We start from the raw sequence: 17,599 nt of genomic DNA, 5'->3' as shown, positions 1-17,599 counted from the left end.
TGATTGCCGTCCCCACCACGTGGCTTGGCTGGTCGGCACAGAGTTCGCCGGTGTGGTTTCTGGGCTCGCACTGCTTTGACCTGGTGCGCTATCTCAGCGGGCAGGAGGTGAAATCGGTCTACGCCGTCGGACAGAAGCGCCTGCTGGCCACCCGGGGTATCGACACCCGGGACAGCGTGCAGAGCACCCTGCTGATGGAAGACGGCAGTTCATGGGTGGTGGAAAACGGCTGGGTACTGCCGGACGGCTTCCCGAAAGATAATGACGGGCGCATCGCGATCATCTGCGATAACGCGTATATCCGTTCTGATTCGCAGAACCGCGGGCTGGAGATCATCGGCCCGGATGGCGTGAAAACACCCAACAGCTACTTCATGACCTACCGGGATAACGTGGCCAGCGGCTTCGGCATCGACCCGATTAACGACTTTATCAAAGCGGTGAAAAACGGCACGCCGTATACGGCCACGGCTCACGACGGGCTACAGGCCAGCCGGATTTGCGAGGCGGTGCATAAGAGTCTGGAAAGCGGAATGCCGGAGTGGCTGATTTAAGCGAATCAGCACAGCAGCCCGGTTGTCGTAAGAGAAACCGGGCTGCGCTGCCGGTAAATCTTTCTGATCCGGCATTGACTTTATTACTGCCCGTTTTTTTCCGGTCATGTAAACCCGTGGCATCCAGTCCTGATGATGCCGGATCCCCTATGATTTTGTTTACGCGCAGTACCGGATTTTTTATTGCCAGTTTATGCTTCTACACCGTATTTCCGGCCCTTGCCATCACCACGCCGGAAATCGCCACCTCCGCGCTCACCCCGGAATGCGTAAAATACCGCGTGGTGGGCACATGCTATTGGCTACAGTGCACGCCATTCGGCTGTAATGTGCGCACCTCCGTCAAAGTGCGCCACTTCCGCCCCGAACTGGTGGTGTCGGTGTACAGCGCCACCGGGCAAAATCCGTGGACGGAGATGTCACCGTTGAGCCCACCGCTGCCGGGTATCGCCGAAGCAGGCGGTGATACCCATCCCCGGGTGGCCAGTCAGCACAGCAAGATACGCTTTAAAAACGCCGATGCCATTGGCTTTCCGGCGGCTGATGCACTGGGGAAATTTTTCGCCCAGTTTGGCTATGTCTGTTCCCCTTCCGCCACGCCCTTTTTTCCCTATTTTTTAAGCCAGCCTGATGCGGTTGCCTGGCGCAGCGGCGTACCGGAAATGTTCTGGCCGGACGCGCTGACGCCCGGGAAGCGTGAAGTGGGCAAGGATGGCGATATGTGGGGAAATATCTACCCGCGAGCCGGGGCGCTCAGCCAGACACATGACTATAAAGCCGGGGCGGTTATGGCCCAGCGTGCTGCCGATCTGGTGACCCGTAGCGGACAACCGCATATCTATCACCCCCTGACCGCCTCCGCACACGACGGCTACTGGCCACCCGCGCCGGTACGGGAGGGAGACCGCCATAATCACCAGTGGCAGATGCTGGTCCCGAAAATGAGCCGTTCCTGTTCCATCTTTCCTGATGGCTCCACCACCGACAGCTATGCCGACAAACTGGCTGACAATGGTGCTTACGTCTGGACGCTGTGGCGACCTTACCGTTGTTGCCCACGTCGCGGACAAACCTTTCTCGGCAGTACCGGCTAAGGAGAATAATCATGCGATCCCCACTTCTGCTTTTACTGTTCGTCGCGTGCTGCAGCTATGCCACAAACAACTACAGCATGAAAAAACAGGGCGCCGTGGATGATCTACTCTACTACCAGATTGGAGGTGGCGAAGCGGTGATGCCCGCGCTGGTGAAACGCCGCCCGACACCGCTCGCTATCGGTGTCGGCTGGAATGCCGACATGATGTGCGGCAACTTTGATATCAATACCACGGTGCGTAACCAGCTTAACGGGGTGACGGATGGCTTCCAGCAACTGATGGGGCAGGTGATAAAAAGCGCCACCAGCGCCGTCGCCAGCCTGCCCGCAATGATTATTCAGCGCGCCAATCCACAGCTCTACGACCTGCTGACCAACGGCGTTCTCCAGGCAAGGCTGGATTTTGATAAGTCACTGCTGAGTTGCCAGAAGATGGGGGAGAAGATGACCGAGCTGGCTTACGATTCGGCATGGTTTTCCCGGGCGAAAGCAGAGAACTATCAGTCGATTGCCGCCCGCGATCGCGATGCCATCCGCGCCAGTCAGAAAGCCTCTCAGGAAGCGGCAAAAAACGGTAAACGCTGGGTGGGAGGTGAAAAACGCGGTGGCCGCGGCCAGCCACCGATACGTCTGGTCCGTGATACGACAATGGCGGGATATAACATGCTTAACCATCAGCCCGTCACCAGCAGTGCCACGGTCACGACGGCTGAATGCCAGGGCGAACTCTGTGCCGTCTGGCAAAACCCGCAGGATGCTGCCGACTGGATGACCAGCGTGGTGGGCGAGCAGACTATCAGCATGAGCGGAGAATACTCGCCCGGCGCACAGGCCGGGATCGGCCTGCATCCGCTGATTGTTGAGGAACAGAAGAAGATCCAGCCGCTGATTGTCGATCTGGTGAATGGCAACCAGAAGCCCACCTTTGCAAATCTGGCGAAAGCCTCCGGCGGCAGTCTGCAGCTGACGCGCGGTGTCACTGAAGCGCTCCGCGACGATCCGGATGCCGCGGTGCTGACCGAACGGCTGGCGGGAGAACTGGCACTGGCCCGCGTGACGGAGCAGGCATTGCTGGCCCGCCGTACGCTGCTAGCCGGGATGCGGGAGCCCAACATCGCCAGCGAGAAGGAGGCGCAGGAGGCGCTGGGAAAAACTGCGGTGCAGCTGGATCAGGAGCTCGCGCAACTGAAGCTGGAGCTGGATTTTCGCCATGCGTTAACCGGCAATGCCGCAAGCCTTATTCTGCAGCGCAAACATCAGCGTGATGAACTTCAGGGCCAGGCGGTGGAAGTCCCGGACGACAGCGATCGCCGGGTATATGATCTGAACCATCCGCAAGTGGACAACCAGCCATGACCGCCAACAGCTATTTCGAATACGTGCTGACCCTGCTCGGCTGGCTGCTCAATAATGGCGTCTGGCATACGCTCACCGCCACCGGCCTGTTCGCCCTGCCTCTGCTGGCAAAGCTGGTAGCCCTGTGGCTGAATGCACGCGGACAGGGAGCCGATGAAGGTAACAGCGCCCGCCTGCTGGTTGTGTGGCTGGAGCACTACGTTTACGCCGCACTGATGGTCATGATGTTTGCCGGTGTCCCGTTTCTGAATGTTGATATCAACACCATCAGCTATGACAGCCAGCGGGCAAAACAGTGTGGCGTCCCGGTGGCCGGAATAGTTGCCTCAGGGACAGGAGACGTTAAGGGTAGCGGTGGGTATATCGGGAAGCAGATTCTGAAGTGACAGCAAAAGTACAATGCTGCGGTCTGCGGGATCACACAGGATAATTCGGTACTGATACCAGAGCAACGTGAATTTCAGTCGATCAGGGCACCGATTAAACGGCTGAACATGGAAAAATCCTGAAACTGGCAGCCATATTAATGAGATAACGCCCTGTTGCGTTAACAATGGTCATTGGCTGAATGATGCCGCCTGCCCCCCAGATAACCTGTTCTATTATTTTACCCAGTCTTCGAACGTCAGCCCCGGCACCCGCTCAAACTCCCGCGTATTATTGGTCACGAGAATGGCCCCGGCCGCAATGGCGTGCCCGGCAATAGCGGTGTCGTTCGGGCCTATGGGCGTGCCGGCTGCGGCCAGAGCCACTTTGACTTCAGCGGTGGCATCCACCGCGGCGCGATCCCAGGCCAGCACCGCATCAAGGCGGGCACAGAATGCCTCAACCAGCTGTGCGTGACGCGGAGCGGCCTTTTTACCGATCGCCCCGAAACGCATCTCAGCGTAGGTGATAGCCGAAACCACAATGCGGTGATTGCGCAGTACCGCCTGCTCCAGACGCTTAATGACAGCTTCCGGCTGCTCACGCATAATAAATGAGCAGATATTCGTATCGAGCATGTAGGTTTTGTTCACAGCTCAAATCGTCCTTCATCGCTGACAATATCCTCGCGTTCCACCATAAAATCCGCGTCGGCTTTTTCTAACTGGGTGAACGAACCCCAGGTTGGCCGGACGGGACGCAGAATGATGCAGTTTCCATCCCGGACGATCTCCAGCTCGCTCACCCCCTCAAAATCCAGATCTCGGGGCAGTCGGATAGCTCGGTTATTGCCATTTTTAAAAATGGATACGGTTCGCATGGTTTTTCCTCACAGGCCGGGTGTGCCAGGGATCTCTCCCACATATGTCAAGTATAGGCTCGGCAGCAAAGCTTGTATATGCCTGCCATATGTATATGTTTGTCTGTTATGTTTTTCGTGAAGATCCGGAGCTTGCTGTTAACAACTTTTCTCGGATAGAACACTATCAAATCTGACAGGCTGCTTTGAGCGAGGTATAGACGTCGTGGATTTTTCGGCGCGCGTGGGCCCAGCATGCGGCTTCTGTTAACGGGCCTCCGTCACGCTCTGCGCTGAACAACCTGTCGTACCCTGCGAAGGCATCAGCCTGCAGTACGCCATGATAATGGCGAAGATGGTATTGAGGATGCTTTCCTTGCCGGTCTGGTGAGTATGCGAACCACGCCGCTGGCGGGTCAGACGAGCCAACGCTCCGGTCATCGCGCACATACGTCCAGATGCGCCCGGTTTTCGTCTTCTTTCTGCCCGGTGCCAGTACCGGCACCGGGGTATCGTCCGTATGCAGTTTGCGGCAACTCATCACATAGCGACACAACACTTCATCCAGCGGTGCCATTAACCGGCAACAGGCATCCACCCAGTTGGAGAGTAGCGCGCGACTCAGATCCACGCCCTGACGCGCCAGGATTTCAGTCTGGCGATACAGTGGCGTGTGTTCACAGTACTTGCCCGTTAACACGCGGGCCAGCAGGCCCGGTCCGGCGATGCCACGGTCGATGTGACGTGATGGCGCAGGGGCTTCAACGATGCAGTCGCATCGGGTACAGGTCTTTTTCACCCTGACCGTGCGGATCACTTTCAGGGCGCTGGAGACCAGTTCCAGCTGCTCCGCACTGACTTCGCTGAGGTATTCCATATCGTTGCCGCATTCCGGACAGCAGGTTTCCGCGGGCTCCAGTCGGTGTATCTCACGGGGAAGATGTTCCGGTAATGCGGCCTTCATTCTGCCAGAGCCGCAGCCATTTGAAGATGACGTTATCATTAACGCCATTTTCACGGGCAATCTGAGCAACGCAGGCTCCTGGTTGGGAAGCCAGTTCAACCATACGGAGCTTGAAATCATTCGAATAATTCTTACGGGGTTCTTTTCGCCAGGATTGGATTTCCATACTTAGATGTCCGTCTATACAGGTGGGCGTCTAAGTTACCAGCACTGGCTTAATGGCTACATACGGCGTTGGCTTTACGCTTACCCTTAAGGTTTCTGGAAAATGTGTCAACGTTATTCAGGACGGGTCAGGCCGTAGTCTTGTCCATCTCCATATTTGCAACAGTGCCGACTCTGATACTTTTTTGGCATAACGAAAATGACAATTCATCAATTGTCATCGAGGTGAAACAATCAAAAAGCTGAAAAAAGGAGCAACTATGCAAACTAGAACTTTATCTCAAAACCTTACTGTCAGTTCTGTTGGCTATGGGGCCATGGGGCTGAGCGAATTTTATGGTCAGACAGACGATCATACTTCCCTGCAGCTGTTACATAAACTCATCGACCTTAATATTACGTTCATTGATACTGCAAACCTGTACGGAAGGGGCCACAATGAGCGACTGATTGGCCATTTTCTTGCCGGCCTGGATAAGGCGACGCGCATGCAGTTCAAAATTGCCACGAAGTGCGGAATCGATCGATCACCTGAAGAGTCATACGCCCGCACCATCAACAACCAGCCCGACTATATTACGCGCTGCTGTAATGAATCCCTCAAAAGATTGGGCATTGAACGCATCGATTTGTTCTATCTTCACAGGGTCAACCAGGCCACTCCTATCGAAGAGAGCATGGAATGCCTGAGCCGTCTCGTCGGGGAAGGTAAGATCGCTCATATTGGCCTCTGTGAGGTCTCCGCATCCACCCTGCGCCGGGCCCATGCAGTACACCCGCTTACCGCACTGCAGACTGAATATTCATTGTGGACACGCGATATTGAGGACGAAATCCTTCCGCTATTGAAAGATCTGGGCATCGGTCTGGTGGCTTACTCTCCCCTGGGTAGGGGCTTCCTGACTGGAAAATTCCTCAAAAACAGCGAGTTTGCTGAAGGTGATTTCCGTAAAAACAATGAGCGATTCACGCAGGCAAGCCTCGATCATAACATCCAGCTTCTTGACGTAATCGAGCCGCTGGCTAAAAAATACGATTGCACTACGGGGCAGATAGCACTGGCCTGGTTGCTAGCGCAGTATGACAAGCTGGTACCTATTCCTGGGACCAAACATACCAGTTACTTGGCTGAAAATGCACAGGCGGTCGATATCATTTTCGAGGGTTCAGACATTGCCTTGCTGAACGATCTTCACCAGCACGTTGAGATCAGAGGTGGCCGTTACTCTGAGGAAGGAATGAAAGGCGTTAACGCCTAAAACCTGCAGGCATAATATCAAACCGGGCGATGCCCTAATACTGGTCACTTAAGGTGACCAGTATTTTCCCTTTCAAAATATTTTTGGCTCTTTTCTCTGATTGCCCTCGGATAACTTTGCTCTCACCTTCCCGACAGCTGAGTTCAGTGGATCGATAATTGAAATAATATGGCTGCTGATAACCTCAGCCGTGGGCAGCGTAAGCACACCCGGGAAAATGCCAACAGAGCAACGAACTTTGTATGAGCAGGCAAAATATCTCCAGCTGATACGGCAGATAATCTCCATTCAGTTCGAAAAAACCATAAAAAAATCTGATACATAAAAACTAAAGATCATCGTCACGCTCCTTAACTCCTGTCTCTTCAGTTACGGCAGCGGCTGCGCAACATCCGTTAACTGTCCTACTGGCCCTGATTGTAAGGGCCATAGCTTGGTGGATAAGCTCAGTGGATATGAAGTGGTTGAAGTGATGTGATGGACGCCCCTTCCTAAGGTAGTCAGTGCCATACTTTTACTGACTGCATTGATCCGGGAGTAACATCACATGAACACGATCAGAGTTGTTGGTATCGATATTGCCAAATCTGTTTTTCAGGTATGTGTCTGGATGATTGATGGTTCCGTTGCCTGGAACAGAAAAATATCGCGTCAGAAATTGCTGAATACGCTTCGCCAGTTTGAACCGGGTACGTTAATCGCGATGGAAGCCTGTTCAACCTCTCATTACTGGAGCCGAACCCTCAGCGCGATGGGATTCAGCGTAAGGCTTATCCCTGCCCAGCACGTGAAAGCATTTGCCAAAAGTCAGAAGCACGATGCAAACGATGTGCTGGCGATTTGTGAAACAGCATGCCGCCCGGGCATCCACTTTGTTCCGGTCAAAACCACGGAGCAGCAGGATATCAAAGCGCTGCGCAATACCCGTCAACTTATGGTTGAGCAGAGAACCGCGCTGGCTAACCAGATTCGTTCTCTGCTCGCTGAATATGGGCTTATTATTCCTGTCGGGATCCAGTGTCTTCAGCAACAGCTGCCTGAACTTATTGAAGACGCATCCAATGACTTAACTTTCACACTTCGCCGTTTACTTTCTTCATTGCGGGACGATATGCAGGCCCTGAATGAACGAGTCACCTGTCTGGATAAAGAAATTGCGGCATTGTCTTCACAACAGACAGCCTATCGTCATTTATTAACGATCCCGGGTGTTGGCCCGCTTATCGCTGCAGCTTTTATCAGTGAAGTGGATGCAGTGCAGTTCTCCAGCGGCAGAGAATTATCCGCCTGGTGCGGTCTGGTCCCCCGGCAGCACAGTTCGGGAGGAAAACAGAGACTGTCCTCTTTGACAAAAAATGGCAATCGCAGCCTGAGAACACTGGTCATCCATGGCGCACGATCAGTGATGCGATGCGTGAAAAAACATGACGACAGCCTGGGCTATTGGCTGAAAAGGCTGGAGGCCCGGTGAGCTTTTTTGAAAACCACCGTAGCGTTAGCGAATAAACTGACCCGGATCATCTGGCGCATACTGACTGATAACGTTGATTTTAATATGAACAAGGCTTTTGCAGTGAATTAACTTAATGCAGCGTTAAAGAAAACATGTCTCTCTGAGTTTGCAGGCACTGATGAGAAAACGGCTACCGTCCCTGTAACAGCCTGAAGTTGGCCTGGGTAATCAAATACCGGTGTAGTGATTAGGAAACAGGGCTCAGATAACATCATGGCGCGGGTTATTGAACTTACGAACGATGCCGGATATATGGTCGCAAACCGTATCGAACCAGTACTTGCATCACCCGGGGCGTCCATATATGGTCACTAAAACTGGCCACCGCGTTAGAGTTTTCCCTGCCGCTCATCACGCAATTGTTTCACCCATCGCGTCATTGTGGAAAGGCCGACATCCATAGCGCTGGCCGCATCTGCCACGGTGTAGTTCTGATCAACGACCAGTTGAGCGGATTCGCGTTTAAACTCTGCGCTGAAATTTCTTTTTTTCATTGAGGCACCTGTAATGTTCTGAGGTGAGCATATCACCTCTGTTCAGGTGGCCAAATTCAGTAAACCACTTCAATATGAGTCAGAAAGGCTGCGAGCTTGTTCCAGGAAGGGGTCGGGCTTATGAAGGCTCGATGTAAAAAGGGTCCATGATGAACATGAACCCTTTTTAAACCTGCCACTGTTCCATCAACCAATCTTGAAGCGATCGACATTAGGCAATGCCCAGTTTTTTTATTCCCATCAGCACAGAGCCTGTTTGGCTGATGTTCTCAGCGATAAACACTCAGCGCTACACCTTCACCGCCGCCAACACACAGTGCTGCCACGCCGCGCTTAGTATTATTGCGTACCAGACTATGTACGAGTGTCACCAAGATACGGCATCCTGAAGATCCAATTGCATGACCGAGTGCAATTGCACCACCGTAAGGGTTGATGCGTTCCGGTGAAATCCCCGTTTGGCCGATGACTGCCAGCGCCTGAGCTGCAAAGGCTTCATTCGATTCAAGGTGTTCAACATCTTCAGGTTTCCAGCCCGAACGGGAAAGGCAGTTTGCGATCGCCTGTACCGGCGCGGCGCCCATTAATGCCGGCTTGATACCCGAGTTGGCAAATTTACCCAGCGAGGCGAGAACCGTTAGGCCACGTGCAGTTGCCGTATTGCGAGTGCAGAGAATGACTGCCGCTGCGCCGTCATTAAGTGATGACGCATTCCCAGCCGTCACAGTTCCGCCCCTCCTGAAAACGGGTTTCAGCTGCCCGAGTTTTTCAATGCTGGTTTTACGGGGACCTTCATCAGTATCCACCCGCAGGGTCTCGCCTTTTCTGTTCTGCCATTCCACAGAAACAATTTCGCCTTCAAAAATGCCCTGCTCCTGCGCGTTCAGCGCCTTAATGTGGGATAATAAGGCGAATTCATCCTGCATTTCACGACTGATACCAAATTCATCCGCAACGTTTTCGGCGGTAATCCCCATGTGATAATCGTCAAACGCATCCCAAAGCCCGTCAGACACTAGGCTATCCTTTAGGCTACTGTCTCCCAGCCGTGTCCCGGTACGGGATGACGTCAGGATGTGCGGGGCGCTGGACATGCTTTCCTGCCCACCGGCGATAACAAACTCCGCCTCCCCCATCAGTAGCGCCTGCATGCCCAGATGAACCGACTTGAGACCTGATCCACAAACCTTGTTGATAGTCAGGCACTGCGTTTCAACTGACAGTCCGGCATTCAGCGCGGACTGCCGTGCCGGATTTTGGCCGCAGCCGGCCGTCAGGACTTGTCCCATGATGACCTGAGAAATTTCAGCTGCCTTCACGCCCGAATCTTCCAGGAGTGCACGAATGACACGGCTTCCCAGTGCGACTGCGGAATGATCCGACAGAGAACCCAAGAATGCACCAGTTGCCGTGCGTTTTGCAGAAACGATAACGACTTCATTCATCAGTTTTTACCCTTCAGTCCGGGCAAAGTATGACCGGTTTCCGCCATAGCGGCGCGGTAGGCTGTCAGACCGTTCATGCACGCCGGTACACCGGCGTAAACGGCCATCTGTATCACGATTTCGAGCAGCTCTTCGGGGGTAACGCCCGTGTTAAGCGCCGCTCTCATGTGTAACTCGAGCTGAGGCATGGCGTTACCTAGCGTCACAAGTGATGCCACAGTGAGCATTTCCCTTGTTCTGAGATCCAGCCCGGGACGTCCAACCACGGCGCCAAATGCATAATCGGTAATCAGGGCCGGTAATGTGGCGTCAAATTCACCCAAGCGTCCGGCTACTTTATCGGCCAGACCGGGTTCAAGACGCTCCATGATGTCTCTGCCAAAGCGCGTGAGATCGTTAGTTTGACTCATAATATTTCTCCAGCACAGTTTGAGTGGACACTACGCGCGTCGGGATAACGGCCACGAGCAGCACAGAAAGCCCGATTGCGGCCCCAGCTACGATATAGAGCATAGGGATGGAAAAAGCGGAAACCATCCAGGCGCCGAAAAAAGCCCCGATACCGATAGCGGCATTGAAAAATGCTACGTAAACAGCTGAAGCTGGGAAGATTTTGTCTTCCGCCAAACGTAAGACCCACGTCTGGAAGCCCACGAAGATCCCGGATACGGCCACGCCCCAGATAATCATCGCAACAAAGACCGTGCTTTCTGAAAGAGCTGGCCCAGATAACCCCAGAAATATCAGTACCATGCAGATAAGCAGGACCGACACGGAAACCGTGACCTTGAGGAGTTTATCGATAATCACCCCTGTCAGAAAATTGCCAGTGAGTCCTGCGATGCCATATATAAACAGAACAACCGGTATAGCTGAGGTAGCAAGGGCATTCTGTGTGTGCAGCCAAGGTTCAATGTAAGTAAATGCGGCGAAGTGCGCGGTCACTGCCAGTAACGTAGCCGTATAAATTTTCCACAGCACAGAGGATTTCAGCACGCCTTTAAGCGCATCCATACCGATGGCACTTTTATTGGTTATCTGCGGAACAAGCACGCTGATGCCAGCAAAAGCGATCACGCTGAGCCCCGCCATCAGCCAGAACGCATGCCTCCACCCGAAGTGAATACCAATATAATTTGATACCGGCACGCCAAACACGCTAGCAGCCGACACCCCCCCAAAAACAATCGATGTGGCGGCGCCGATGTATCTGGGTGGCACGATGGAAACCGCCGTTACCCCGATCATCGACCAGAAGGCACCGTGAGCCAGCGCACCCAGCACGCGTGCTATAAGCAGCACAACGTAGGTGTTTACCGTAGCAGCAAGCACGTTTGACAGAAAAAGGATAACGGTCAACGTGAGCAGGAGCCGCTTCTTGGCAACATTGCCCAGAAAAACTGACGCAACAAGCGCACTCAGTGCGCCGACCCAGGCATAAAGCGAGACCGTCATACCCACCGCTGATTCAGAAGAACGGAGTCCCTCTGCGATAGGTGTCAGCAAGCCAATAGGCGCCAGCTCTGTGGTGACAATGGTGAAAGTTGATAGAGCCAGAATAAACAGGGCAAGCCATGACCTTAAAGACATATCCTGCGGGGCTTTTTCTGTATTCATATTTTTTACCTCTGGAATAGTTAAATAACTGGCCAACGCTGGTTTATCGCGTGTCTGGCAAGTTCCGTATATTTCCCTACACAGACGGGGTAGCCGACGGACTCAAGCATGGGGATATCAGAAAGATCGTCTCCATAGGCATAGCAATCCGCAGCACTTATCTTTTTCTGACTACAGAAATTAATAAGCGCCTCTTTCTTTCCAATGCCAATTGTCTGTGGCGTTCCTATTTCACCCGTTATTATCCCTTCACCCGTTAGTTCCAGCGGCGTGCAGAGGATATCTGTTACGCCCAGATAATTGGCAACCGGTGAAAGAACAGGGTGCATAGATCCGGAAATAAAAACAATAAACATATTATTAGCCTGATGTTTTTTCAGGGCTGCAACTGCGCTACTTATAAATAATTCGGAATCAAGCTTCTTACCCCTAAACCAGTTTTTCCCGGCTTCTTCCAGGTCTTTATAGTTCACACCGGCAAACTGCCGGTAATATTCTCTATTAAGTTGTTCGCGTGGCGTTCCATTTTTAACTGCGGAACGAAAGTCAGTCATATAGCGTTGGAGCTTGTCATATTCATTGTTCTCACGACACCAGAAGTCGTAAAAATCAAACATGCTTTTAACGGTTATAAGTGTCTCATCGACGTCAAAAAAAGCGGCTGATGTATGCAAGGCTTATTCCTCGTAACTCTTCCTACGGCTTTTTACCGGAAATTCTTTATGGTTGCCGGGGACACCCGCATCAGCCCAGCGCGAGGGCTCTATCTCAGTAATCACAACAGAGATTTTATCAAGTGGTGCCCCGGTATTTTTATGCACGGCAAGCGTGATATCTTCCTGGAGCCCGGTAATTTCGCTTTCATTTTTTGCAGGCCAGGTGGTGATATGAACAAATGGCATATTTTTTTCTCACTTTAATGTAATGAATTCGTCGAAAGAGCGACTTTTCAGTTTCAGATGAGCATGAATGTCTCCACCCAAGCCATAAATCCCTATTGCGCCGCCATAGCTCTGCCGGGAGCTCATATAAAGAACTACAACGTTAATTATCCGATTTCCATTGCGTTCATTAGCAGGAAAGGCGTCAGGTAATTCCGCCCAGTATTTTGCATTGCCGTTGCGATCGGTGATGAATACGTTAGGTATTCCCAGCGGCCCTGGACGGCTCGGATTTTCAGTCGCCAAATCTTTTTCACGCAGGCTCATGACGGTATAAACGCTATCTGGGACAAGATGTCGAAAAGAAAACTTAAACAGGGCCTGCCTGCGGTCTTCCGAAAGCAACACCTCAAGTATGCCTTCAGCCCGCATCCAATCTGCCAGAGTGACTGGAGGGATCTGGCGTTTACCATCGCAACTTCGATAATCCGCAATATAGCCTTCATGCAGGGGAAGGCTTGATCGGCGTTCGGTGTTTGCCTGCGGCCGCTGCTCTGGCGCGAACAACATTCCGTAATTGTTCAACGGAACGGGCAAGGGAAGGGTGTGAAGGATAATATCCCTGCACTCTTCCTGTGACATGACCTCAATGTCGCGCAGTATCTTATAAGGTACCACTTCTCCGAATGCAGGAAGTTGGCTGTCTGCGGCGACAATGACGCTGCGCCATTCCAGTCCGTTATCTCCTGGAACCATACCGACCACCACAAAGTTACCTTCCTGGTCCATTACCTCCGCAGGAGGGTAAAGCGGCCCCTGCGTGGTAGCAGCCAGATTGTATTTCTGACTACTTAATTCAGGCATGTGTCACCCCGATCGTAGTGCCCTTCTGTTCCACAATTGCCGCCTGCATGGCCGCCTCAGCCAGTGACTTTTCCTTTTCAGAAATTAGCCCCGAAGGATACACCGTGAACGACACGTCCATGGTCGCGCAAAGTGTCTGGTGCTGAGTCACACGAATCTGAGCTTTGAATCGCCCCCTATGGTCGTTAACATCTTTTTCAACGTATTCAAAATGGACCAGCGCAGGTAAAGGAAACAGAAAGCTTGAAAAGTTAATCGCCATGCTGTTAATGACGTAGTAACGTCCCGTTTCCTGTTTGTAGATAAATTCTTCGGTCACGGCGATAAAAGCCTGACGACTTGCTTCAACCAGAAGCATCCCCTGAATGTGCTGGCCGGTCTGATGATCGGCCATAAGTTCACAGCGTTCATCGATCAGCAAAGGCATGGTAAAAAAGTCACCGTTATGTTCAGTTTGCTCCGCTAAGCCAATAAGAACATTCTGCTCAAGCCGCTTATGACAGTGTGCATTCTTTTTATCGTTAACCAGTTTCTCCAGAGAGTACATTTTAATTCTATTACCGTGAACGCTATTTCTCGCGTGATTGGAAATGACTTTTCCTGCAAAATCTTTACGGATGCCCTGCCCGATGATAATTTCATGCTCTTTATCAATAATATTAGCGGGGATCTGCGTCAGTAATTCAAGCTGAGAAATCGTAAGAACGTCTTTGCCGTTTGCGAATTCATTAAATCTATCGCCAACAACAACAAGTTTTTTACAAGTCATTTGTTATTCCTCAAGCATCAACAGGCACGGTAAATACGGGTATACAAGCCTTCATTACCGCCGGTGATATAATTATCACCAGCTTGCTGGATAATTTCCTGGTAGCGCGCATTGGTAAAAGGTTTTTTATAATCTTCTTTATTTCCATTAAAAGCAGAGATGAACATTACGCCCGGCACACCACTGATGAGTGAGTGAAACGCTTCGAAGCTTTGAATTTTATCTTTATTATCTCTTACAACGTTGAAAATGGTTTCATCACGCCACTGGCGGTATTGCTGATAATTATGCGCTGGTACCTCAACGTGGCGCAGCTGAATATATTGCGTTTCTGGCAGGTCATTTTCATTGTCTATAGGAGATTCGACAAACTTAAGTAGTTCTCTGCGAATATCTGCAGAAAGAACGTCTGCAAAGTTATGAAACATAGAATAAATTTCTTCTTCTACCCATGAGATCTCTTTAATATCATTAAATGAACGGAGTTCCAGAAATTCATTCACCCCCGGCTCTTCACAAAAATAATAACGCTTTCTTTCGGTGCTTTTTAAGGATGAAAAAATATCAGTAGAAATATTATTTTTTAAAGGGAAACGCGATACCAGCACATAGTTAGATGACATTATTATCTCCGAAAGGATATTAGATTAAGGTTCGGAATGAATTTATCAATCTATGACGTAGATGGAATTGTTAAATGTGTAATATAATTTTTATATTACTATGAATTTCTTTCATTTTGATATGACTTTCCGTGTTACATCCGTGCATTTGAAAATGGTAGAATAAAATTTTTGATAGACCGGAGCGAATCTATGTCTACTGCGGGTCACCTAATCAGTAACAACCTTCCTAGCGTTAAACAGCTTCAGTGTTTTCTTGCAGTAGCTCATGAGCTGAACTTTCGCAGAGCCGCCGAAAGGCTCAGAATGACCCAACCTCCGTTAACCCGTCAGATTAAGTGTCTTGAAGCCGTTCTGGAGCGGCAGCTATTCAGCCGCAGCACGCATGATGTCAGTCTGACTGACGCTGGCCGCGCCTTGGTCATAACAGCAGAGAAGATCCTGCAGCAGCTCAGCGAGCTGAAAACAGACTCACTTTCATTAGAAAAGACCCTGCGCATCGGCCTGACCCGGACCATGAATTTTGAGCTAATTGAGCCTGTTAACAAGCAGCTCAGTAAGCTGGATGTCGGCGACGACGTAGAAATACCGAACCTGACATCCGCCCAACTGCTTCAATGCCTCTCGAAGAACACGCTCGATCTCGTGCTTACCGGGGAAAAGGGGTCCGGTCATGAAGATATCGTTCAGTACCGATGGGTCTGTCGCGAGCAGCTTCTGTTAGCTATGCCAGCAATGCATGCTGCAAGTCTTAAAGAAAAAGTTTCGCTTGCAGACGTCAGTGATTTACCGCTCTTCTGGTTCGCCAGAAGCGCCAACCCGTCGTTCTATGACAAGTGCGAAGGCTATTTTGAACGGCTTCAGTTCCCCCTTAAAAGGGTTAAAGAACCGGATGATTCACTCGTTATGCTTACCCACATAGCGAGGGGAAAGGCGGTTGCCCTGATGCCTCAGTCGAAATGCATATTCAATTTGGAAGGGCTGTGCTATAGAGAGCTCACCGACTACGAATCGCAGAAGCTAAACATAGACGTCTACGCTGCAACTCGGATTGATGAAAAGCGTGAGGCCATCCTGAAAGCTCAGGATGTGTTGTGTAATGACCGTCTTCCAGACTTAAAAATGGGGCCGGATTGTCCACCTTCCCACATATAGCCTGTGCCCTCAATGTAGGGCGATTCATACCCGCGTTATTGGGCACTGTCGCATGTCACGACTGAAATGCCGGCCCTTGAATACGTTCACGATTACGTCACGGGTGAAAAAGACAGCAAATTTTATCAGGGCTGCGAGCTTTGCAACAGTGCCGATTTGAATGCGATTAACGTATACAGGGGTCAGTTTGGATATCGAAAATTATTGTACTATAAGGACTTCCCCGGCATGTCAACGCCGGTGTTTATGGCTTCTGTCTGCATTAGAGTAAAAATAAAGGGGAGAGACTGCGGTACTATAAACGGCCATGATGAATCGTTATCGATTCGAACCCTGATGAAAGACGCTCGTGAGGCTCTCGTTCGGTAAACGGATAAGTATATCCTGTACAATAATCAGATATACCTCACGGGGTCTAACCCTTTATCCTCAACGAGTTGCAGGTCAGATGGTTATACTGCTGCTTCGTGCTTTAACTGGCCGAGTACAGTCTGAAATCATCACCGTAATGCAATGATGCCCAGCACAGCCTTGCGTTTTTGGCAGCGATGGCGACAACGGCACGCCAGTATCCTCTTCGCTCAATTAGCGAGCAAACCCAACGACTGAATGAGTCAGTCCTTTTTTCAGCACCAATCAGAACCGAACGAGCTCCCTGAACCAGTAGCGTTCGCAGATACGAATCACCCGCTTTCGTTATCCTGCCAAGCTTTGATTTTCCGCCACTGCTGCACTGCGATGGCGTAAGTCCGAGCCAGGCTGCGAGTTGGCGCCCATTCTTAAAATCATGTGCATTACCGATACTGGCGACCAGCGCACATGCCGTTGTGGGGCCAATCCCTTTCAGCTCCATCAACCTCTGACTGCGGTGATCAGCTTTGGCCATACTAGACAGGAGCCGATCGTATTCAGCGATGTTATCTTCAATGCGATTAATGTGTTCCAGCAGATCATCAACGCATTGCTGAACCTGAAGCGGCAAGGAGTTCTTCTGTTCAGACACGATGTGGCGCAGGGCATCTGTACTCTGTGGAGCGATGATACCAAATTCAGATATTAAGCCTCTTAATCAGTTATATGTTGCTGTTTTCTCTTCGATAAAACCCTGCCGGGTACGGTGAAGGCATTGCATCGCCTGCTGGCTCTCATCCTTCACGGGCACAAACCGCATATGCGGGCGACGGACGGCTTCACAGATAGCCTGAGCATCAGCTGCATCATTTTTCCCTGATTTACCAGCCATGCGATAAGGAGAAACAAACTTTGCCGCCATCAGCCGGGGTTCATGACCATACTGCCGGAACAGTCTTGCCCAGTAATGAGCACCGGAGCATGCTTCCATCCCGATAACACAAGGAGGTAAACCTGCAATCAGCTCAGGAAGTGCAGCACGCGATACTTTGAGTTTAACCAGAACAGTTCTGCCATTTTGGTCAACACAGTGAACAGCGAACACATTTTTAGCAAGATCGATACCGACAGTATTGATGGTCATAACGAATCCCTCTGGGCTATGTTTACTCCGTGATTGCACAATATTTAATCAGGTGCATATCCAGGGGAAGTCCCTTCCATTCGTTAAGGTTATTTTTTGTACCTCTGAGCTATGTAAAGCTTGA

The 17,599-nt window shown here is 51.1% G+C and carries 15 protein-coding genes and 5 pseudogenes; 7 read left to right on the top strand and 13 right to left on the bottom strand.

Annotation, left to right across the window (positions count from 1 at the left end):
• The 4 genes and pseudogenes from EHN07_RS03930 to EHN07_RS03915 all read left to right on the top strand — a co-directional run.
• Nucleotides 1-554 (top strand): Gfo/Idh/MocA family protein (locus EHN07_RS03930; protein WP_244202344.1); only part of this gene is annotated, 554 nt, incomplete at its 5' end.
• 149 nt (nucleotides 555-703) lie between these two features.
• Nucleotides 704-1,648: a TIGR03756 family integrating conjugative element protein gene (locus tag EHN07_RS03925; protein ID WP_124022882.1), complete on the top strand. Its 945-nt coding sequence runs from the start codon at nucleotides 704-706 to the stop codon at nucleotides 1,646-1,648.
• Between the two features lie 11 nt (nucleotides 1,649-1,659).
• Nucleotides 1,660-3,006 carry an integrating conjugative element protein gene (locus EHN07_RS03920; RefSeq protein WP_124022881.1) on the top strand — a complete coding sequence of 449 codons (1,347 nt, stop codon included), beginning with the start codon at nucleotides 1,660-1,662 and terminating at the stop codon, nucleotides 3,004-3,006.
• Nucleotides 3,003-3,308, top strand: a pseudogene (locus EHN07_RS03915) (conjugal transfer protein TraG N-terminal domain-containing protein); the annotation flags it as partial. The gene EHN07_RS03920 and the pseudogene EHN07_RS03915, both read left to right, overlap by 4 nt.
• Nucleotides 3,309-3,608: 300 nt before the next feature.
• Here the strand turns inward: EHN07_RS03915 and EHN07_RS03910 are convergent.
• From EHN07_RS03910 to tnpC, 3 genes and pseudogenes are all read right to left on the bottom strand, one after another.
• The gene (locus EHN07_RS03910) at nucleotides 3,609-4,025 is read right to left on the bottom strand and encodes a type II toxin-antitoxin system VapC family toxin (protein WP_124022880.1); all 417 of its coding nucleotides are present in this window, start codon (nucleotides 4,023-4,025) and stop codon (nucleotides 3,609-3,611) included.
• Complete coding sequence (gene vapB / locus EHN07_RS03905; RefSeq protein WP_124022879.1) at nucleotides 4,022-4,252, bottom strand: type II toxin-antitoxin system VapB family antitoxin; 231 nt, start codon at nucleotides 4,250-4,252, stop codon at nucleotides 4,022-4,024. Before vapB ends, EHN07_RS03910 begins: the two co-directional genes overlap by 4 nt.
• A 178-nt stretch (nucleotides 4,253-4,430) precedes the next feature.
• Nucleotides 4,431-5,298: pseudogene (tnpC, locus tag EHN07_RS03900) on the bottom strand (IS66 family transposase); the annotation flags it as partial.
• Nucleotides 5,299-5,620: 322 nt separating this feature from the next.
• Between tnpC and EHN07_RS03890 the strand changes: the two are divergent.
• Nucleotides 5,621-6,619: an aldo/keto reductase gene (locus tag EHN07_RS03890; RefSeq protein ID WP_124022877.1), complete on the top strand. Its 999-nt coding sequence runs from the start codon at nucleotides 5,621-5,623 to the stop codon at nucleotides 6,617-6,619.
• A 547-nt stretch (nucleotides 6,620-7,166) separates the two neighbouring features.
• A pseudogene (locus tag EHN07_RS03885) lies at nucleotides 7,167-8,201 on the top strand (IS110 family RNA-guided transposase).
• Nucleotides 8,202-8,467: 266 nt separating this feature from the next.
• Here EHN07_RS03885 and EHN07_RS03880 read toward each other — a convergent pair.
• The 9 genes and pseudogenes from EHN07_RS03880 to EHN07_RS03840 form a co-directional block, all read right to left on the bottom strand.
• Nucleotides 8,468-8,626: pseudogene (locus tag EHN07_RS03880) on the bottom strand (transposase); the annotation flags it as partial.
• A gap of 269 nt (nucleotides 8,627-8,895) precedes the next feature.
• Complete coding sequence (locus EHN07_RS03875; protein WP_124022876.1) at nucleotides 8,896-10,071, bottom strand: acetyl-CoA C-acetyltransferase; 1,176 nt, start codon at nucleotides 10,069-10,071, stop codon at nucleotides 8,896-8,898.
• Nucleotides 10,071-10,481, bottom strand: a complete 411-nt coding sequence (locus EHN07_RS03870; RefSeq protein ID WP_124022875.1) for a carboxymuconolactone decarboxylase family protein — start codon at nucleotides 10,479-10,481, stop codon at nucleotides 10,071-10,073. Before EHN07_RS03870 ends, EHN07_RS03875 begins: the two co-directional genes overlap by 1 nt.
• The gene (locus tag EHN07_RS03865; RefSeq protein ID WP_124022874.1) at nucleotides 10,468-11,688 is read right to left on the bottom strand and encodes an MFS transporter; all 1,221 of its coding nucleotides are present in this window, start codon (nucleotides 11,686-11,688) and stop codon (nucleotides 10,468-10,470) included. The genes EHN07_RS03870 and EHN07_RS03865 overlap by 14 nt, the downstream gene beginning before the upstream one ends.
• 20 nt (nucleotides 11,689-11,708) lie before the next feature.
• The gene (locus EHN07_RS03860; protein WP_124022873.1) at nucleotides 11,709-12,362 is read right to left on the bottom strand and encodes an HAD family hydrolase; all 654 of its coding nucleotides are present in this window, start codon (nucleotides 12,360-12,362) and stop codon (nucleotides 11,709-11,711) included.
• A gap of 3 nt (nucleotides 12,363-12,365) precedes the next feature.
• The gene (locus EHN07_RS03855) at nucleotides 12,366-12,590 is read right to left on the bottom strand and encodes a tautomerase family protein (protein WP_124022872.1); all 225 of its coding nucleotides are present in this window, start codon (nucleotides 12,588-12,590) and stop codon (nucleotides 12,366-12,368) included.
• A 9-nt stretch (nucleotides 12,591-12,599) separates the two neighbouring features.
• Complete coding sequence (locus EHN07_RS03850; RefSeq protein WP_124022871.1) at nucleotides 12,600-13,433, bottom strand: hypothetical protein; 834 nt, start codon at nucleotides 13,431-13,433, stop codon at nucleotides 12,600-12,602.
• On the bottom strand, nucleotides 13,426-14,202 hold the full coding sequence (locus EHN07_RS03845; RefSeq protein WP_124022870.1) for an AfsA-related hotdog domain-containing protein: 777 nt from the start codon (nucleotides 14,200-14,202) through the stop codon (nucleotides 13,426-13,428). The genes EHN07_RS03850 and EHN07_RS03845 overlap by 8 nt, the downstream gene beginning before the upstream one ends.
• 17 nt (nucleotides 14,203-14,219) lie before the next feature.
• Entirely contained in the window at nucleotides 14,220-14,825 is a 606-nt protein-coding gene (locus tag EHN07_RS03840; protein ID WP_124022869.1) for a hypothetical protein, read from the bottom strand.
• 192 nt (nucleotides 14,826-15,017) lie between these two features.
• Between EHN07_RS03840 and EHN07_RS03835 the strand changes: the two genes are divergently transcribed.
• The gene (locus EHN07_RS03835; protein ID WP_124022868.1) at nucleotides 15,018-15,980 is read left to right on the top strand and encodes a LysR family transcriptional regulator; all 963 of its coding nucleotides are present in this window, start codon (nucleotides 15,018-15,020) and stop codon (nucleotides 15,978-15,980) included.
• A gap of 472 nt (nucleotides 15,981-16,452) precedes the next feature.
• Here EHN07_RS03835 and EHN07_RS03825 read toward each other — a convergent pair.
• Nucleotides 16,453-17,475, bottom strand: a pseudogene (locus tag EHN07_RS03825) (IS110 family RNA-guided transposase).
• Nucleotides 17,476-17,599: the final 124 nt, after the last annotated feature.

It is taken from the genome of Buttiauxella warmboldiae, assembly GCF_003818135.1.
Taxonomy (GTDB): Bacteria; Pseudomonadota; Gammaproteobacteria; order Enterobacterales; family Enterobacteriaceae; genus Buttiauxella; species Buttiauxella warmboldiae.
This window is presented reverse-complemented; position numbering and strand designations above follow the sequence as displayed.

What these genes read in the sequence shown, in the direction of transcription:
- EHN07_RS03925 (WP_124022882.1), top strand. Translation starts at nt 704, where the DNA reads ATGATTTTGTTTACGCGCAGTACCGGATTTTTTATTGCCAGTTTATGC.
- EHN07_RS03920 (WP_124022881.1), top strand. Translation starts at nt 1,660, where the DNA reads ATGCGATCCCCACTTCTGCTTTTACTGTTCGTCGCGTGCTGCAGCTAT.
- vapB (WP_124022879.1), bottom strand. Translation starts at nt 4,252, where the DNA reads ATGCGAACCGTATCCATTTTTAAAAATGGCAATAACCGAGCTATCCGA.
- EHN07_RS03890 (WP_124022877.1), top strand. Translation starts at nt 5,621, where the DNA reads ATGCAAACTAGAACTTTATCTCAAAACCTTACTGTCAGTTCTGTTGGC.
- EHN07_RS03875 (WP_124022876.1), bottom strand. Translation starts at nt 10,071, where the DNA reads ATGAATGAAGTCGTTATCGTTTCTGCAAAACGCACGGCAACTGGTGCA.
- EHN07_RS03870 (WP_124022875.1), bottom strand. Translation starts at nt 10,481, where the DNA reads ATGAGTCAAACTAACGATCTCACGCGCTTTGGCAGAGACATCATGGAG.
- EHN07_RS03865 (WP_124022874.1), bottom strand. Translation starts at nt 11,688, where the DNA reads ATGAATACAGAAAAAGCCCCGCAGGATATGTCTTTAAGGTCATGGCTT.
- EHN07_RS03855 (WP_124022872.1), bottom strand. Translation starts at nt 12,590, where the DNA reads ATGCCATTTGTTCATATCACCACCTGGCCTGCAAAAAATGAAAGCGAA.
- EHN07_RS03850 (WP_124022871.1), bottom strand. Translation starts at nt 13,433, where the DNA reads ATGCCTGAATTAAGTAGTCAGAAATACAATCTGGCTGCTACCACGCAG.
- EHN07_RS03845 (WP_124022870.1), bottom strand. Translation starts at nt 14,202, where the DNA reads ATGACTTGTAAAAAACTTGTTGTTGTTGGCGATAGATTTAATGAATTC.
- EHN07_RS03840 (WP_124022869.1), bottom strand. Translation starts at nt 14,825, where the DNA reads ATGTCATCTAACTATGTGCTGGTATCGCGTTTCCCTTTAAAAAATAAT.
- EHN07_RS03835 (WP_124022868.1), top strand. Translation starts at nt 15,018, where the DNA reads ATGTCTACTGCGGGTCACCTAATCAGTAACAACCTTCCTAGCGTTAAA.